The 16,225-nt window shown below is 54.4% G+C and carries 12 protein-coding genes; 1 reads left to right on the plus strand and 11 read right to left on the minus strand.

Going from position 1 to position 16,225, the window contains the following annotated elements; all coding sequences use genetic code 11:
- Nucleotides 1-92: 92 nt before the first annotated feature.
- Nucleotides 93-3,116: an amidohydrolase family protein gene (locus A3841_RS13060; protein WP_073852783.1), complete on the minus strand. Its 3,024-nt coding sequence runs from the start codon at nucleotides 3,114-3,116 to the stop codon at nucleotides 93-95.
- A 944-nt stretch (nucleotides 3,117-4,060) separates the two neighbouring features.
- Here A3841_RS13060 and A3841_RS20330 point away from each other — a divergent pair.
- On the plus strand, nucleotides 4,061-4,228 hold the full coding sequence (locus A3841_RS20330) for a hypothetical protein (RefSeq protein WP_170866197.1): 168 nt from the start codon (nucleotides 4,061-4,063) through the stop codon (nucleotides 4,226-4,228).
- 218 nt (nucleotides 4,229-4,446) lie between these two features.
- Here the strand turns inward: A3841_RS20330 and A3841_RS13065 are convergent, their stop codons facing one another.
- The 10 genes from A3841_RS13065 to A3841_RS13110 all read right to left on the minus strand — a co-directional run bounded on the left by A3841_RS13065 (nucleotide 4,447) and on the right by A3841_RS13110 (nucleotide 16,114).
- On the minus strand, nucleotides 4,447-6,342 hold the full coding sequence (locus tag A3841_RS13065; RefSeq protein WP_073852784.1) for an amidophosphoribosyltransferase: 1,896 nt from the start codon (nucleotides 6,340-6,342) through the stop codon (nucleotides 4,447-4,449).
- A gap of 7 nt (nucleotides 6,343-6,349) precedes the next feature.
- Nucleotides 6,350-7,855, minus strand: coding sequence for an NADH-quinone oxidoreductase subunit N (locus A3841_RS13070; protein WP_073852785.1), 1,506 nt, complete (start codon nucleotides 7,853-7,855; stop codon nucleotides 6,350-6,352).
- Nucleotides 7,856-9,598, minus strand: coding sequence for a complex I subunit 4 family protein (locus A3841_RS13075; protein WP_073852786.1), 1,743 nt, complete (start codon nucleotides 9,596-9,598; stop codon nucleotides 7,856-7,858).
- Between the two features lie 209 nt (nucleotides 9,599-9,807).
- Nucleotides 9,808-11,970 carry an NADH-quinone oxidoreductase subunit L gene (gene nuoL, locus A3841_RS13080; RefSeq protein ID WP_073852787.1) on the minus strand — a complete coding sequence of 721 codons (2,163 nt, stop codon included), beginning with the start codon at nucleotides 11,968-11,970 and terminating at the stop codon, nucleotides 9,808-9,810.
- Nucleotides 11,971-12,228: 258 nt separating this feature from the next.
- Nucleotides 12,229-12,537 (minus strand): NADH-quinone oxidoreductase subunit NuoK, encoded by a 309-nt coding sequence (gene nuoK / locus A3841_RS13085; protein ID WP_073852788.1) that lies wholly within the window; start codon nucleotides 12,535-12,537, stop codon nucleotides 12,229-12,231.
- 2 nt (nucleotides 12,538-12,539) lie between these two features.
- Nucleotides 12,540-13,052: an NADH-quinone oxidoreductase subunit J family protein gene (locus tag A3841_RS13090; RefSeq protein WP_235861405.1), complete on the minus strand. Its 513-nt coding sequence runs from the start codon at nucleotides 13,050-13,052 to the stop codon at nucleotides 12,540-12,542.
- Nucleotides 13,053-13,217: 165 nt separating this feature from the next.
- The gene (locus A3841_RS13095) at nucleotides 13,218-13,808 is read right to left on the minus strand and encodes a NuoI/complex I 23 kDa subunit family protein (RefSeq protein ID WP_235861406.1); all 591 of its coding nucleotides are present in this window, start codon (nucleotides 13,806-13,808) and stop codon (nucleotides 13,218-13,220) included.
- A gap of 41 nt (nucleotides 13,809-13,849) precedes the next feature.
- Entirely contained in the window at nucleotides 13,850-14,419 is a 570-nt protein-coding gene (locus tag A3841_RS13100; RefSeq protein ID WP_235861408.1) for an NUDIX hydrolase, read from the minus strand.
- A 92-nt stretch (nucleotides 14,420-14,511) separates the two neighbouring features.
- Nucleotides 14,512-14,928 (minus strand): hypothetical protein, encoded by a 417-nt coding sequence (locus A3841_RS13105; protein ID WP_073852792.1) that lies wholly within the window; start codon nucleotides 14,926-14,928, stop codon nucleotides 14,512-14,514.
- A gap of 82 nt (nucleotides 14,929-15,010) precedes the next feature.
- Nucleotides 15,011-16,114: a complex I subunit 1/NuoH family protein gene (locus A3841_RS13110; protein ID WP_073852793.1), complete on the minus strand. Its 1,104-nt coding sequence runs from the start codon at nucleotides 16,112-16,114 to the stop codon at nucleotides 15,011-15,013.
- Nucleotides 16,115-16,225 lie beyond the last annotated feature (111 nt).

The raw sequence follows: 16,225 nt of genomic DNA on the forward strand, positions 1-16,225 counted from the left end.
TTATTGAATTGCTGGATTTATTTGATTGATGATTGCTAATTGTTGATTGTTTCTAATTCGAAAACAACAATTAGCAATCAACAACTAACAATTTAATAGGCAAAGTATGACTCCTCCTCGCTGTGCTGCACGTCCTCGCAATGAACCACGTGTGCTTTTCTGCTTCGGGGAGCCTGTGTTTTAGCGCCGTTGCCCTTCTCGTGCAGCATCTTCTGCACCAGGCGCATGCGCTCTTTCTCCAGTTCCTCACGCAGTTGCTCGTCGCGCTCCACATCGTAGTAGGCAATGCCATCCACAAAAGTCTTCAGCGGCTTGGCGTAGATAGAGAGCGGATGCTCGTTCCACAGCACGATGTCGGCGTCCTTTCCGGCCTTCAGGCTTCCCATTCTGTCGTCGAGGTGCAGGAGTTTGGCCGGGTTCAGGGTCACCATTTTCAGGGCGTCCTCTTCGCTCATGCCGGTATACTTCACGCTCTTGGCTGCTTCCTGGTTCAGGCGACGGGCCATCTCCGCGTCGTCGGAGTTGATGGCTGTCACCACGCCCAGTTGGTTCATGATGCCGGCGTTCTGCGGAATCGCGTCTTTCACCTCCATCTTATAGGCCCACCAGTCCGCGAAGGTAGAGCCGCCAATGCCGCGCTCCTTCATCTTGTCTGCCACTTTGTAGCCTTCCAGGATGTGCGTGAACGTGTTCACCTTAAAGCCCATCTCGTCGGCCACGTTCATCAGCATGTTGATCTCAGACTGCACGTACGAGTGGCAGGTGATAAAGCGCTTGTCGTTGAGGATCTCCACCAGCGTCTCCAGTTCCAGGTCGCGGCGCGGGGCCACGGCTTTGGACTTCTGCTTTTTAGACAGGCTGTTATAGTTTTTCCAGGTCTGCTCATACTCTTTGGCGCGCTGGAAAGCATCCACGAACACCTGCTCCACCCCCATTCTGGACTGTGGGAAACGGATCGTTTGTGTGCCGCCCCAGTTCGACTGCTTCACGTTCTCGCCCAGCGCGAACTTGATGTAGCCATCGGCGTTCTCCACCAGCAGCTCATTGGCGCTCTTGCCCCAACGCAGCTTAATAATAGCTGACTGACCGCCGATCGGGTTTGCGGAGCCGTGCAGCAACTGAGAGGTAGTTACACCACCCGCCAGCTGACGGTAAATGTTGATGTCTTCCGGATCTACCACGTCGGCCATGCGTACCTCGGCGGTAACCGCCTGCGTACCTTCGTTCACGCCGTCCAGGGCAATATGCGAGTGCTCATCAATGATACCCGGCGTTACGTGCTTGCCTGTGCCGTCCACCACTTTGGCTCCGGACTCACTCAGGTTTTTGCCTACTTTGGCGATTTTACCGTTCTTAATCAGCACGTCGGCATTCTCCAGCTTTCCTTCCTTCTCATTCGTCCAAACAGTGGCGTTCTTGATCAGCACCGTCTCCTGCTTTGGCAATTGAGGCTGGCCATAAGCCTGGAACGGGTAGATCATACTGCCCATGGCAATGCTTTCCTCTTTCTTCGCCTGGTCTTTCTTCGCCTTTTCGGTCATGGCTTCAGAGTAAGCTGCCACCCACTTCACAGCGGAAGCGTTTGGCAACTGGCCCTCGCCCTGTAGGTTTTTGTCAGCAACCCAGCCGCTCAGGCGAATGCTCTGCTTGCTGTCTTTGCTCTCGGCGAAAGAGATCGTCACCAGGTTTCCTTTGATGCTGATGTTGCCTTTTACCGTGTCCTTGGCAATTACCTGGAGCTCTGGCTTTTCGGCAGTGCCGGCAATCAGCAATTTACGGCCCGTGTCGTTTCCTAACTTTAAAGTATAAACGCCGCGGAAATCGGCCGGCACGTCAGCGATCTTATACTGCTCGCCCTGCACCCAGTTCTCCAGGATCACGCCATCCTCCGAGAAAAGATTGTCGGTGGTGATGATGAAGTTGGCCAGCATGCCTTTGTTCAGGCTACCTACCAGGTTTTCAGCGTTCAGGAGCTTGGCAGGTGTGGCCGTCAGGGCCTTTAAGGCCTCCTCTTCGCTCAGGCCATACTTCACGGCTTTGCGCAGGTTTGGCAAAAAGTCTTTCTTCTCTTTCAGATCATGCGCCGTGAAGGCGATGGTAACGCCGGCTTTCTGCAGCATAGCCGCGTTGGCAGGGGCCATCTCCCAGTGCTTCATGTCGTTGAGTGCCACACGACGGGCATCAAACGGGTCCTCCACGTTATAGGCGCTCGGGAAATCCAGCGACAGGATGATCGGCGCGTTGGTGGCCTTGATCTGCGGCAGCATCTGGTACTCGTCGCCGGCGCCTTTCATGATGTACTGCTTGCCGAACTCATCCCCCACCTTATCGGCGCGCAGGATGTTGAGCTTGCTGGAAGCCTCAAAAATTTGCGGGTAATTATTGGCTTGTGTAAAAGCGGCCAGGGAGATATTCTGCTCTTTCTGCGGATTCTGAGCGTTCCACTGGGCATCCAGGTACGTCTGGCGCAGCAGGGCCACAGAGCCCATCAGCGAGTTCGGGTAATCCTGCTTCGAGGTGCCTTTCTCAAACGAGAGCGCTGCCGCGGCTCTGTCTTTCAGCACCACCTCGTTCTCGCGCTTCTCAGCCAGTGTTACGAGGGCGGCTGTACCACGGGCAATGCCGTCGCGATGCACGGCCAGCACCGTGCCGAAGCCCAGCTTGCGCAGCTCCTCCGCTTTCTTGGCGTCAACCTTAAACAGCTCCACGGCGTCCGTCTCCGGACGAATAGCCTCGTTCCAGTTAAAGGCGCCCTCTTTGGTGGACTCCATCTGCGGCGCCGCGCGCCAGCTGCGGCGCTCTGCCTTTACCTCCGGCACGCCGTAGTCGGTGAACATGTCCACCAGGCCCGGGTAAATATGCTTGCCCTTGGCATCCATCACCACGGCGCCGGCAGGCACTTTTACGTTCGTGCCCACGGCCTCCACTTTTCCGTCGCGGATAACCAGGGTGGCGTTGGGGATAATGGTCTTGTAATCGGTGTGAACGGTGGCGTTGGTGAAGACCACGAGTCCGGCGCGTTCGTCGTACACGCCGTTGCGCGGAAAAGTCTCCTGCGCCATTACACCACCTGCGCTGAATGCAAGGCAGGCTGCAATGGTTAGAATTTTCTTCATTCTGTAGATGTAGGTGATAGTTTAAGGTTTAGACAAGTTTCGGCTATCAATGTAAGCATCAGGGAGATGAAATACTATATAATTGTATGGTTTTCCTGCTATACTTACCCCTGCTGCTGCATAATAGACAAGATTGCTTCCTTTGACTGCCGGGCCTGCGAAAAGCTTAATGGGGAGGGATAATTTTTGGAAATCTTCCTGATGTAGGGGTTTCTGACATGTCTGTAAACCCGTTAGCCTGCAATGCATAATTTATACCTGGGCCATACTTTTATACTTATACTTTAGCTGTAGTTTTATACTTTCTTCTGCTGTGGACATCCTTGTCTGTGTTGCTGCATTGGCGGGTCCAACCACCCCTGCCAAAGTATAACCCCTCCCCAACCCTCCCCTTTTATCGAGGGCCCCTACCCCCAGAACAGGGGAGGGAGCTTTTGCAGTACCAAATCAAACCACCCCTACCCCTCAGAGCTGCGCTCGCTACCTTCGAACTCTCGTTCTCGGTAGTCCAAGGAGGGGAGTCTGTAATTGCTTTGGCTGAAGTGTAAGTCTTATAGCTGCTGGTATTGCGCGGACAGGTCACGATCTGTCCCTACAAGTATAAACCCACCCCTAGCCCCTCCCAAGAGGGGAATTATACTTGTCAATTTCTCCTGTCATCCCGAAAGAAGTGAGGGATCTAGTGAGAATTCTAAAGAGATCTCTCACTACGTTCGAGATGACAAAGCCGCAGCTATCGAATCTGTTCCCAGCCTTTGGGTTGAGCGCCTATGCGAGTTTTTCCGGTGCCGAACGCTAGTGAGGCAGCCCGAGGTACGAGGGCAGGAAAAGCTCCCAGCGCGATGCCCAAAGGCGAGGCCTCCCGGCCTTGAGGGAGCCAAAGTATAAAATGAAGCGAGACGCTTGTAAGACTGAGGATCAGCGGCAGCTAGTAAAGATAGCTTGTGTCAAAAAGAAGGAAGCAGCGGCTAAGGAAGTATAAATCAAGTATAAGCAAAGTATGGCTTTCCAAGCCAGTCGGGTTGAAAACCCAACGAATAAAAGGACACGGGCTGCAAGCCCGCGCCAGCGGAAGTATGGGCGGCTATGAAAGTATAAATCAGCAAGTATAAAAAGGCAAAAGCGGACGCCCCGAAATACTCCGGGACTTTCAGCTTGCGCCAGGGAAGTATAAAGTATAACCCAAGTATAAGTATAACCTACACGGATAAGGGTGTCTGGAACAGCGGTGAGAGGAGCTTGTAGAGTGGTAACGACCTGCTAAAACAAAACCGGCCGCTGCACAAGGTACAGCGGCCGGTCTTAAGTATGGATTTATACTTTATACTTCCTAGTAAGCCCTTCCGGACTTGTTCTCGACAAAGTTCATGAAGGCACGGTTTACCACGCCGGTACCGCCTGGTGTGGGGTAGTTGCCGGTGAAGTACCAGTCGCCTTTATGGTTCGGGCAGGCCTGGTGCAGGTCCTCGATGGTCTGGTAGATCACCTGTACCTCTGCCTTAACATCCGGCGCCTTCACGATCTCGGCAACCTTGTTCGAAATCTCATCATGCGTGAACATGTTGTATAGCTCCTGCACGAAGTTAGTTTCTTTGAAGGCTGGCGTTCCGGCGGCGGCAAGGCATTTTTTATACGTCTCCTGCACCCTTATTACCTTGCCTCTATCCTTGAGCAGGGCCAGCAGCGCCCTGAAAGCCACAAACTCCTTCATCCGCGACATGTCGATGCCATAGCAGTCGGGGTAGCGGATCTGCGGCGCGCAGGACACGATGATGATCTTCTTGGGCTCCAGTTTGTCGAGCATCTTGATGATGCTTTTCTCCAGCGTCGTGCCGCGCACGATCGAGTCGTCCAGCACTACCAGCGTGTCCACACCCTTCTTCACCACCTCGTAGGTAGTATCGTACACGTGCGTTACCAGGTCGTTGCGGCTGCTGTCGTCGGTGATGAAGGTACGCAGCTTGGCGTCCTTGATGACCAGTTTCTCGGCCCGCGGCTTAAACTGCAGGATCTCGTCGAGTTCCTCCTCCGTCAGCTTCTGGTTGAGTATGGCCTGCTTGCGATAGTCGCGCAGGTAGTTCTCGATGCCCTTCATCATGCCCAGCCACGAGGTTTCGGCTGTGTTGGGGATGTAGGAGAAAACGGTGTTCTTCAGGTCGTAATTGATGGACTCCAGTATCTGCTTGCAAAGCAGCTTGCCCATGTTCTTGCGCTCGGTATAAATCTCCGGGTCGTTGCCGCGGGAGAAGTAGATGCGCTCAAAGCTGCACGAAAGCTTTTCGCGCGGCTCCACGATCTCCCTCAGTTGCGGGTTGCCGGCCTTGTCCACGATCAGGGCGTGGCCCGGGGCAATCTCCTTTATCTGGCTGTACTCAATGCCAAAAGCGGTTTTAATGGCCGGCTTCTCCGAGGCCACTACCACCACCTCGTCATCCATGTAGTAATACGCCGGACGGATGCCGTTCGGGTCGCGCATCACGAAGGAGGCGCCATAGCCCGTGAGGCCAGCCATGGCATAGCCCCCGTCAAAATCCTTGCCGGCGCGCCTGAGCACACGCTGCATGTCCAGGTTCTGCTCTATGAGTTGGGTGATCTCTTTGTTGGTGTAATCGCCTTGCTTGTAGTTGTCGAACAGCACCTGGTTCTCCTCGTCGAGGAAGTGGCCGATCTTTTCCAACACCGTGGTGGTGTCGGTCTTCTGCTTGGGGTGCTGGCCCAGCTCCAGCAGTTTCTCGAACTGCTCATCCACGTTGGTCATGTTGAAGTTGCCGGCCACGGCCAGCGAGCGGCTGCGCCAGTTGTTCTCGCGCACCATCGGGTGGCAGTTGTCCACGCTGTTTACGCCGTGGGTGCCGTAGCGCAGGTGGCCCAGGTACACATCACCTAAAAACGGCATGTTCTCCCACACCCACTCCACATCCTCGGCCTTGTCGGGGTACTGCTCCTGCAGCGCCTTGTACTCCTTGCTGATCTTGCCAAAGATGCTGTCGATGGCGCGGGTCTTCACGGAGCGGAAGCGGCTGATGTAATCGATGCCGGGCAGGGCGTTGATCTTGATGCTGGCCACGCCCGCGCCGTCCTGGCCGCGGTTGTGCTGCTTCTGCATGAGCAGGTACAGCTTGTTGATGCCATACATCGGCGTGCCGTACTTCTTGGCGTAGTAACTAATGGGTTTGCGGAGCCTGATTAAGGCGATACCACATTCGTGCTTTATTGCGTCGCTCATGAGTGCTTTATAGTGTCTGCGCCAGCAATTGCTCTATCCAGCCAAGCAGCAGGTCGGGTTTAAAGAACAGGACCAGCAGCGGCAGGGCGAACAGCGCCAGCAACAGTTTTTCTGACGGTGAAATAACTAAATTTTCGTGAGATTGATTCCCTTTGAAGAAAAGGTAGTATGGTATCTTGATATAGTAAAAAAGCGCCACCCCCGTCAGCAGGATCCCCAGTATTAACAGGGCCAGCAGCATGTTGTTTGCCGACAGCGTGTACGCCTCCCACACATTGCTAAAGATAAGCAGCTTGCCCATAAAACCGGCCAGCGGCGGCAGCCCCGTGAGCGAGAGCAGGTACACCAGGGCCATCACCCCGAAGTATGGCTGCAGCCGGCCCAGGCCCGAAAAGCCCTCCAACGTATACACGCCATACTTTTCCTCGGCCACCTGCAGCAGCAAAAAGATGCCGAAGTTCATGAACAGCAGCACCGTGAGGTAAAACAGCACGCTAGAAGTGTAACCGGTGCCGAAAGCCAGCAGCGCCATCAGCAAAAAACCGGCATGCGACACCGAGGAATAGGCCAGCAGCCGGCGTGGCGTGCGTTGCCACAGCGCCGTAAAGTTTCCGACAGCCAGTGTTGCCAGGACCGCCACGCCCAGCAGCAGCTGCACATCGGCGAAAGCATCCGCATCGGTAAAGTTGTTGATGAAGCGAAGTATAACCAGGATGCCCGCCATCTTCGGGCCGGTGGAGAACAGCGCCACCACGGGCATCGGTGCGCCCTGGTACACATCCGGGGTCCAGAAATGAAAAGGGGCGGCGGAGATCTTAAAAAAGAACCCAGCCAGCACCAGCACCGCAGCCACGGTTACCAGCAGCGTATCAGCGCGGTACAGGCCCATCACGAAGCTCTCTGAAGTATAAGCCAGCGTGCCCGTCAGGCCATAGAAAAACGACATGCCGTACAGCATCACGCCTGCGGAGAAGGTTCCGTAGAGCACATACTTCAGGCCGGCCTCCACGGCGCGTTTCTCGGCTTTAAACGTAAGGGTAAGGATATAGGAGGCGATGGAAACCAGCTCGATGGCCAGGAACACCATCAGCAGGTTCACCGACTTGGCCATCAGGTTGAGGCCCAGCACAAGTATGAGTACAAGCGCGTAGAATTCGCCCCTACCCTCCTGCAGCTTCTCCAGGCGCGGGTGCTGCAAAGCCATGAGCACCGTAAAAATACCCGCCGCGCTAAACAGGATGCCCCCGTAGCGGGCAAGGCCATCCGAAAGGAGCAGATCCAGGAAAGGCGTGTCGCCGGAAGTATAGCCGCCCAGCACCTGCAGCACCAGCACCCAGAACAAACCGGTCAGCGCCAGCCAGGGCAAGAGTATTTTTATACTTCGGGCTTTAAAGAGATCGAGCGTGACGACCAGCAGGAAGAAGCCGGCCAGCACCAGCTCGGGCAGCAGCGAGCCCGCCCCGGCAAGTATGGCGTCCAGCTTATCCGACAAGTATACCGCCTGTTCGTTCACTTATTTCAGGGTTGATAAAATTAAGCCCAATTGCTCCTGCCCGCGCAGCAGCACCATCTCCGTGTAGCCGTTCACCGTCAGTCCGATCTTGTCGAGCAGCAGGTGCGGGAAAATACCGAAGACCAGGGCTAGCACCGCCAGCGGCACCAGCATCAGGTATTCTCTTGTGTTCAGGTCGGTGATGAGGGCATTCGGGCGCAGCTCGGGGAAAATCCAGAACTTACCAAAGAACATGCGCTGCAGCGCCCACAGGTAGTAAGCCGCGCTCAGTAGCAGGCCAAACACCGCCACCACCGTCAGCCAGCGCGGCAGCAAGCCTGTGGCCTCCGGCGCACCAAAGCCGCCCACCAGCACCAACAGCTCCGAGATAAACCCGGAAAAGCCCGGCATCCCCAGCGAGGCAAAGAAAGCGATTACCACAAAGGCAGTATAAGCCGGCATCGCGTTGGCCAGTCCCCGGAAGTTATGGATCATGCGGTCATGGGCACGGTCATAAATCACGCCTACCACCAAAAAGAGCATGGCCGAAATAATGCCGTGGCTGAACATCATGTAAATGGCACCGTTCACGCCCTCGTTGGTAAGCGAGGCCAGCCCCAGCAGTACAAAGCCCATGTGCGACACCGAGGAGTAGGCAATAAGCTTCTTGAGGTCTTTCATGGCCAGCGCGTTCATCGCCCCATAGATAATCGAGAGCACACCCAGCCCGCCGACAAGTATGGAAAAGTAAGTGCCGGCATCCGGGAAGATGGGGTACACAATGCGGATCAGGCCATAGCCACCTACCTTTAAAAGTATAGCCGCCAGCAGCACCGAAATGGGCGTGGGCGCCTCCACGTGCGCATCGGGCAGCCAGGTGTGCACCGGCACCGACGGCACCTTGATGGCAAAACCGGCAAACAACAGCAGAAACGCGATAAAGCGCAGCGGCAGGTTCCAAAGCACGCTTCCCGAGAGCACGTGCAGCAGGCTGTCAGGGATAAAATTGGCCGGCTCCATCATGGCCGGAATGCTGAAGGTACGCACCAGGTTGTAGTTGCTGATCTGGTTGCGCTGCAGCATCTGCTGCACCTGTGTGAGTACCTCGGTACTGGCCGTTTGCCCCCGCTCCAGCAGCCCCATCTCCACCGCCGTCGCCGCCGGGTCAATCACCGAAGTATAAAGCCCGATCATCACGATCAGGATAAACAGCGAGCCGACCAAGGTATAAATGAAGAACTTGATGGCCGCATACTCGCGTTTCGGGCCGCCCCAGATGCCGATGAGGAAGTACATGGGCAGGAGCATGAACTCGAAGAAGAGGTAGAAGAGGAAGAAGTCGAGGGCCAGGAAGCAGCCCATCACGCTCGTCAGGAGCAGCAGGTAAAGCAGGAAATAGCCTTTCACGTTTTTGGTGATGTTCCAGGAAGAGATCACCCCGATCACGCCTACCAAACCCGTGAGCAGCACCAGGCTGATGCTCACGCCGTCCACGCCCACAAAGTAGTCGATCTGGAAGCGGCCCAGGCTGCCGAGCGAAAAGCCGATCCAGTTGAGCTGCTGCACAAACTGGTAGCCTGTCTGCCCGTTGGCCACCGTTGCGCCATCAAACCGGAAGTATAAAAGTATGGCCAACCCCATCTGCACCAGCGCCGCCAGCAGCGTCACCGCCTTGATCGGCTTTTGCAGGCGCACCGGCAGCAGCAGGATGACAAGCGCTGCCAATAAGGGTGTAAAAATGAGGCTACTAAGTATAAAATCCATTTCTTTTTAAGACACAAGTATCACGTATCACGACACAAGACTTTTCTTCTGAATGCACTTGTGTTGGATCTTCTGGCTGTCTATACTATAAGCTACAGTTGCAAACAGGAAGTATAAACTCCGGAAACCAGGAGAAATAAATCGTCTCACTATTCATGGCGAAATCCTGCCAATCCTTTCCTCCTAAAAATCCTGATCCCAAAGGTAAATCAAAACAGGATGATATATAGCATGAGTAAAATAAATCCAAACAGCGAGTAAGCGAAGTAACTTTGCACCTTGCCGTTCTGCAGCCCGCGGCCCACGCGCCCCATTACCTTCGAGAGTGCCCCCACCAGCCACACCAGCCCATCCACTACCCAGCGGTCTACCCAGGCCACGATCTTGGCCAGGATCACCAGCGCCTTGCTGCCGTTGTTCAACGTATAATCGATGATGCGTTTGTCGATGCGGTACAACTGGTGGCCGAGCGCGAGCGTTGGCTGCACGAAGGTTCTATCGTAGAACTCGTTCAGGCGGAAATGCTGGTGCGAGAACTGCGCCAGTTTGCCCTTTGGCTGCTCCTGCAGCAACTGTTCGGCGGGTCGGTTTCTATACTTTAAAATAGCCCAACCAATGCCCGCCACCCCCAGCAACGTGGAAAGTATACCGAACACCAGGTGCAACGTATGGTTGGCCGCATCACGTGCTATCACCGCCTGCACCAGCTCATCCGCCAGGATGTAGGAGGTGGACAGTCTTTCCAGGCTGATGCCCTGCAGAAGCCAGCTGCCGCCGAAGCTCAGTGGGTTTAGCGAGAAGAAGATGCTCAGCGAAAGTATGGCAAGCAGGATCACCGGAAGCAACATCACGCGCTCCACCTCCTGCCCTGCCGCTAGCCGCACATCCTGCACCGGAAAAGCTGCCCTGAACGCGCCGAAGAAGATAAACCACATGTGCCGCGCCATGTAAAAAGCCGTGAGCAGCACTACCGTAAACCCGATAATGGGAATCACAAAGTATAAACCGCCCCCCATGGTCTGGGCCCAGGTCCAGCTGCCCGAAAGTATGGCGTCTTTCGACAGGAAACCTGAAAACAGCGGCAAGCCTACCAGGGCGGCAGCGGCGATAAGATAAGTATAAAACGTGAGCGGCATGGCTTTGCGCAGCCCTCCCATGTTTCGGATGTCCTGCGCGTCGAGGGGCAGGTGGTGCTGGTGCAGCCCCCGGTGTATGGCGTGGATGATGATGCCCGAGTTGAGGAAAAGTGCTGCCTTGAAAAATGCGTGGGTAGACAGGTGAAACAGCGCCGCGTCGTGTGCGCCCGTGCCCATGCCCATCACCATGTAGCCCAGTTGTGAGATGGTAGAGAAAGCCAGTACAGCCTTAATATCATACTGCGTAAGCGCCACCAAAGCACCTACCAAGGCGGTAATAGCACCAATGATAGCGATAACGACAAGCGCCTCCGGCGTGAAAAAAGCATAGCAGCGCGCTACCAGGTACACCCCGGCTGCCACCATGGTAGCCGCGTGTATCAGCGCCGAAACCGGCGTAGGCCCCTGCATGGCATCGGGCAGCCAGACCTGCAGCGGAAACTGCGCCGACTTGCCCACGCAGCCCATAAACAGCCCCAACCCCGCCACCGTCAGGAAGATAGGCCCCAGCTCCACCCGCCAATCCTGTCCGTCCAACGTATACGTGGCGATAAAACTGCCACCCTCCCAAATACCGTTCCCGATGAGCAGGCGCAAGGCTTCCAGGTCGAAGGTGCGGAAGTACGTATAAAAGGCGAACAGCCCAAGCAGCAACCCGATATCGCCAATGCGGTTAATGAGGAAAGCCTTTTTGTTGGCCGCCACCGCCGCCGGTTTATGGAACCAGAAGCCAATGAGCAGGTATGAGGATAATCCTACCAGCTCCCAGAACATGAACAGCAACAGCAGGTTGTCCACCAGCACAATGCCCAGCATGCTAAAGGTAAACAGGCCCAGGAAAGCGAAGTAACGGCTGTACCCCTTGTCGCCGTGCATGTAGCCCACCGAGAACAGCTGCACCAGCAGCGAGATGAAGGTCACGATTACCAGCATCAGCACCGTGAGATTATCCAGCAGGATGCCGGCCGTGAAATCAGTCAGGGAATTACCCGGCAGACTGAACCAGGTAGTGCGCATGTGAAACGTGGCGGTGTTCCAGGTCTGCGTAAACAGCCATCCGGAAAGTATAAACGCCCCCGTCGTCAGCCCGATGCCCAGCCAGTCGCCGTGCCGCGGCAGGCGCCTGCCAAGTATAAACAGCACCAGAAAGCCCAGCAGCGGCAGCAACAGCACCACCAGCGCGGTGGTGGTTTGGGGCGTGGCTGCCAACGGCTTCAAGAGTTCGGATAGCTCCAAGGTATGCTTCTGGTTTTGTTAGGGACTGGCGTGGCCGGGGCCAGCAAACAGCGGGCAAAGTTACATATATTGCTTTAAACTAATAAGTATACTTTGGGGGAGATTTCAGGGCTAGTTAAGCCAGCTGCGGAGCAGAAAAGTATAAATGAGTACTTTAATCGGGATGCCCTTTAGCAGATACCCTGGTCCTCCGGCCCAGTTGAGTTACAAACTCAACCTCATGCAAAGCCACAAGTTGAAAACTTGCGGCAGGAAAAGTTACTCCTGTGTCGCCACCTCACTCAGGTTGGCCGTTTTAAAGTACTGATACACCCGCAGCACGATGGCCAGCGCGACGGCTGCCTCGGCAGCGGCCACCAGGATAACAAAGAGGGAGAACATTTGGCCCTGCAGCAAAGCAGGGTCGTGGCGGCTGAAGGCGACCAGGTTGAGGTTGGCAGCGTTGAAAATAAGCTCAATGCCCATCAGCACCACCACCGCATGGCGCTTGGAGATAACGGCCAGCACCCCAATGCTGAAGAGCGCGGCGCTCAGGAGTAAAATATGCTCTAACGGAATCTGCTCCATACTTATGCGTTCTGTTTTTCGGTGGCCACGTAAGCGGCACCCATCAGGGCGATGAGCAGCAACAGCGAGGCCAGTTCAAAGGGCAACACAAAATCGGTCATCAACTTAATGCCTATACTTTGCACCGTGCTTTTCTGATTGCCCAGCACCTCTATTTCGGTATTCTGCAGCCAGGGCAGCGAGGCAATATTCGCCTTAAGTATGGCATAGCTCAGCCCGACAAGTAGAAGCCCGGCCACTAAGGTTCCCCATACTTTGTTCACGCTCTCCGACAGCACCGATTTGTTGTGCACGCGGCTGCTGAGCATGATACCGAATAGGATGAGCACCAGCACTCCGCCCACGTACACCATCAGTTGCGTAACGGCGATAAAATCCGCAAACAGCAGCACGTAAATGCCAGCTATGCTCAGCAAGGTGATCAGCAGCGAAAAACCCGCATACAGCAGGTTGCGCGTCAGCACCACGTAGGCCGCCGAAAGTATGGCAAGTATGGCGAAGAGGTAGAAAAGCACGGTTTCGATGGTCCTTAATCGTTGTTAGTTAATCGTTATTCGTTGTTCGTCTTCTGGCGCAAGCGTCCGCTTGTGCCTTGTTAGCATTTCTACTGCGGCAGCACAAGCGGACGCTTGCGCTATGTTTTTTTATTTTAACAATTAAACAATGCAGCAATTTAACAATTAATCTTTTTTCCTCGCTGCCAGCGCCGCTGCTTTGGCCGCTGCCATCTCCTCCTGCTGTTTGGCCAGTAGCTGCTTCTTCTCCTCAGACTGCTCCGGCGTGAGGTCGGTGAAGTGGTAGACCATGTTCTTGATATCTACTTCGGCAAAATCGTATACCGGCGTCATGGTGAGGCAGTCGGTGGGGCAAACAGTGGTGCAGAGGCCGCAGTAACAGCACTTGGCCATATCGATGTCGAATACCGGCGCGTAGAGGCGCTTTTTGGTGCCGTCGGAGGTCATGCCAATCTCTTCCGTAGCTTTTACCGACTCAATGGTGATGCAGTTGACCGGGCATACTTTGGCGCAGAGGTCGCAGACAATGCAGTCGTCGATCTCGTTGTGCAGGCGGTAGCGGCCGTTGTCGGGCACGGGGAGGGCCTCGTACGGGTACTTGAGCGTCGCCATACCATCGGGCTGCTTAAAGTAATTCTCGTCCGACACATACTCCGGCGTGCGGCGGTTGCGGGCATTCTTAAAGTGCCGCCACGTCAGGCCAAGCCCGCTCACCAGCGACTTCACCACGAACCCAAAACCTGTATGTTTTTTCACTTCTTTCAAGTTAAGAATTTTGAGTTAAGCGTTCAACGCACTCAGAGCGCATCCTCCTCCAACTCATTTATTATACTTACCAACTCACTCAGCATCATGGCTGTGGCGCCCCAGACCGTATGGCCGTCCACACCAAAGTAAGGCGCAGAAATCTCGACATTGTCAGCTACCACCATATTCGTGATACCCCTGAAGCTTTTGTCGAGCAGCGTGGAGAGCGATACTTCTATCAGTTGGTCTACCTCTCTCGGCTCAATTAAAAAAGCCGGCTTATACTTCATATAACCAACTACCGGATGCACCATGTGGTTGCTGGCAAATACAAAGAGATCGCTCAGGTGGCCAACAACGGTAACATCTGCCGGGTTGATGTCTATTTCTTCCTGCGCCTCTCTTAAGGCTGTTTGGTAGAAATCTGCATCGGCTTTTTCCTTTCTGCCTCCGGGCAGCCCTATCTGGCCACTGTGTACGCCCGCGTAAACGGGCCTCAGGATAAGTGGCAGCTTTATGTTGTCTTCATCCTGGTAAAACAAGATCAGTACCGCGCTTTCTTTCGTCTGGCTGTCAGGCTTCGGCCTGATTTTAAGGTTACTCCGGGTGGCGCTTGCCATTAAATTATGCGCTGCTTCACCAGGCAGTGGCTCCTGCAATCTCTTCCTGAGTGCCTCAATAAAGTTGTGCATCGGACTGGGCTATGGTGCGTCTATGCACTATAGGTGTTGTTGTGCCTTCGTAGCTTTTTGCTTTTATCCAGAATAATCCAAATCAGAATAGAGAAAGAGAGCGTTATGATTGCAAAGTATTTCTCAAAATCTGTCTTTGCTACAATGTTTCCAATGGTGTTTAAGATAAATAATACCAGAAATGCCCATAAAACAGTGTTAACAATTTTCAGGGGTAAAATCTGCTTCACATACTCTCCTTTTATTAAAAGAACGAAACCCAGAAAGAAATTGATTGCTAAAGATATTGATTCGAACACATACATCTCAGAGTCACTTTTCAATCTACCACCCCATGTAATTTCATAAGGAATAACCTTGAAAAGAATAGCCATGTGAAAAATCGTGATAGTTACGATTAGCCACAACATTATTTTAATTGCTACTCTCTTATCCATATCCTTATAATTTTAATCTTTATGACGCACTACAACCGGCTATCAAAGCATCTGATTTCCCTCTCCACTCTTTCGTCCAAAATCATATCATCAACAAACGCCAGATGCCAGCTATTAAAACGACGGCCAGCGCTACCGGCGTAAGCACTTTCCAGCACAGGTGCATGAGCTGGTCTACGCGCAGGCGTGGGTAAGTCCAGCGGAGTTGCAGTTGCAGGAATAAAAGTATAAACGTCTTGCTTAGCAGCCAGAAGATGCCCCAACCTATACTTGATAGTTCGCCGGGCGTGCCGGAAGTCCAGTAAGCCAGCGCCACAGGGCCGATGTTGGGCAACGGCGTGTTCCAACTACCCAGGAAAAGTATGACAGCCACCAAACTCACCAAGACCATCATACTGTACTCGGCCAGGAACAATATGGCAAACCGAAACCCTGAGTATTCTACGTGGAAACCGGCCACCAGCTCCGATTCCGCCTCCGGAATGTCGAACGGGGCGCGGTTGCTCTCGGCCAGCGAGGCGATGAAGTAGATCACAAAGGCTACCAGAAGTATGGGAGCCCGGAAAATGTTCCAGGTCGTGATGCCGCCGATCGTGGTGGTGTTGATGCCCAAGGCTTCGATGCCGAAGAGCCAGTTCATCTCGTACTCCAGCCCCGGAAACTGGTTCATTAAAGCGCCCTGCTGGTAGCTAATCTCCTGGAAGTCCAGCGACTGGCACACCATCACCACCGAAAGTATGGCCAGCCCCGCCGGAATCTCATAGGAAACGATCTGCGCCACCGAGCGCATCGCTCCCAGCATGGCATACTTGTTATTGGAGCCCCAGCCGGCCATCAGCAGCCCCACCACATCCAGCGAGATAATGGCCAGCAGGTAAAACACGCCAATGCCAATGCCAGCGGGTATAAGATCCGGGGAAAACGGAATCACGGCAAAGCCCGCAAAAACAGCAGCAAAAATGAGGATAGGCGCCAGCTTGAAGAGTTTTTTATCGGCCGCGGCAGGCACAATGTCTTCTTTCTGCAGCAGCTTCAGCACGTCGGCCACGGCCTGTAGCGAGCCCTGCGGCCCTGCCTCGGTAGGCCCCATGCGGTCCTGCATAAAAGCGGCCACCTTGCGCTCGGCGTAGGCCAGCGCAATCACCACTCCCAGCAAGGCTCCTAAGGTCAGCAGAAAAGCGAGCATACGCGGTTAGGCTTTGTGAACAGGCAAAGGTAGGGCTAAATTTGGAAATTTGAAGATATGGGAATTTGGAGATGACTTTTGTCTGAATGAGGTTTTGCAGGATTTAGGGAT

Origin of the sequence: Pontibacter flavimaris, assembly GCF_001907195.1 — a bacterium.
GTDB classification, from domain to species: Bacteria; Bacteroidota; Bacteroidia; order Cytophagales; family Hymenobacteraceae; genus Pontibacter; species Pontibacter flavimaris.

Coding starts and splice junctions, on each gene's coding strand:
- A3841_RS13060 (WP_073852783.1), bottom strand. CDS start 3,116: ATGAAGAAAATTCTAACCATTGCAGCCTGCCTTGCATTCAGCGCAGGT.
- A3841_RS13100 (WP_235861408.1), bottom strand. CDS start 14,419: ATGGCAAGCGCCACCCGGAGTAACCTTAAAATCAGGCCGAAGCCTGAC.
- A3841_RS13065 (WP_073852784.1), bottom strand. CDS start 6,342: ATGAGCGACGCAATAAAGCACGAATGTGGTATCGCCTTAATCAGGCTC.
- A3841_RS13110 (WP_073852793.1), bottom strand. CDS start 16,114: ATGCTCGCTTTTCTGCTGACCTTAGGAGCCTTGCTGGGAGTGGTGATT.
- nuoK (WP_073852788.1), bottom strand. CDS start 12,537: ATGGAGCAGATTCCGTTAGAGCATATTTTACTCCTGAGCGCCGCGCTC.
- A3841_RS13075 (WP_073852786.1), bottom strand. CDS start 9,598: ATGGATTTTATACTTAGTAGCCTCATTTTTACACCCTTATTGGCAGCG.
- A3841_RS13105 (WP_073852792.1), bottom strand. CDS start 14,928: ATGGATAAGAGAGTAGCAATTAAAATAATGTTGTGGCTAATCGTAACT.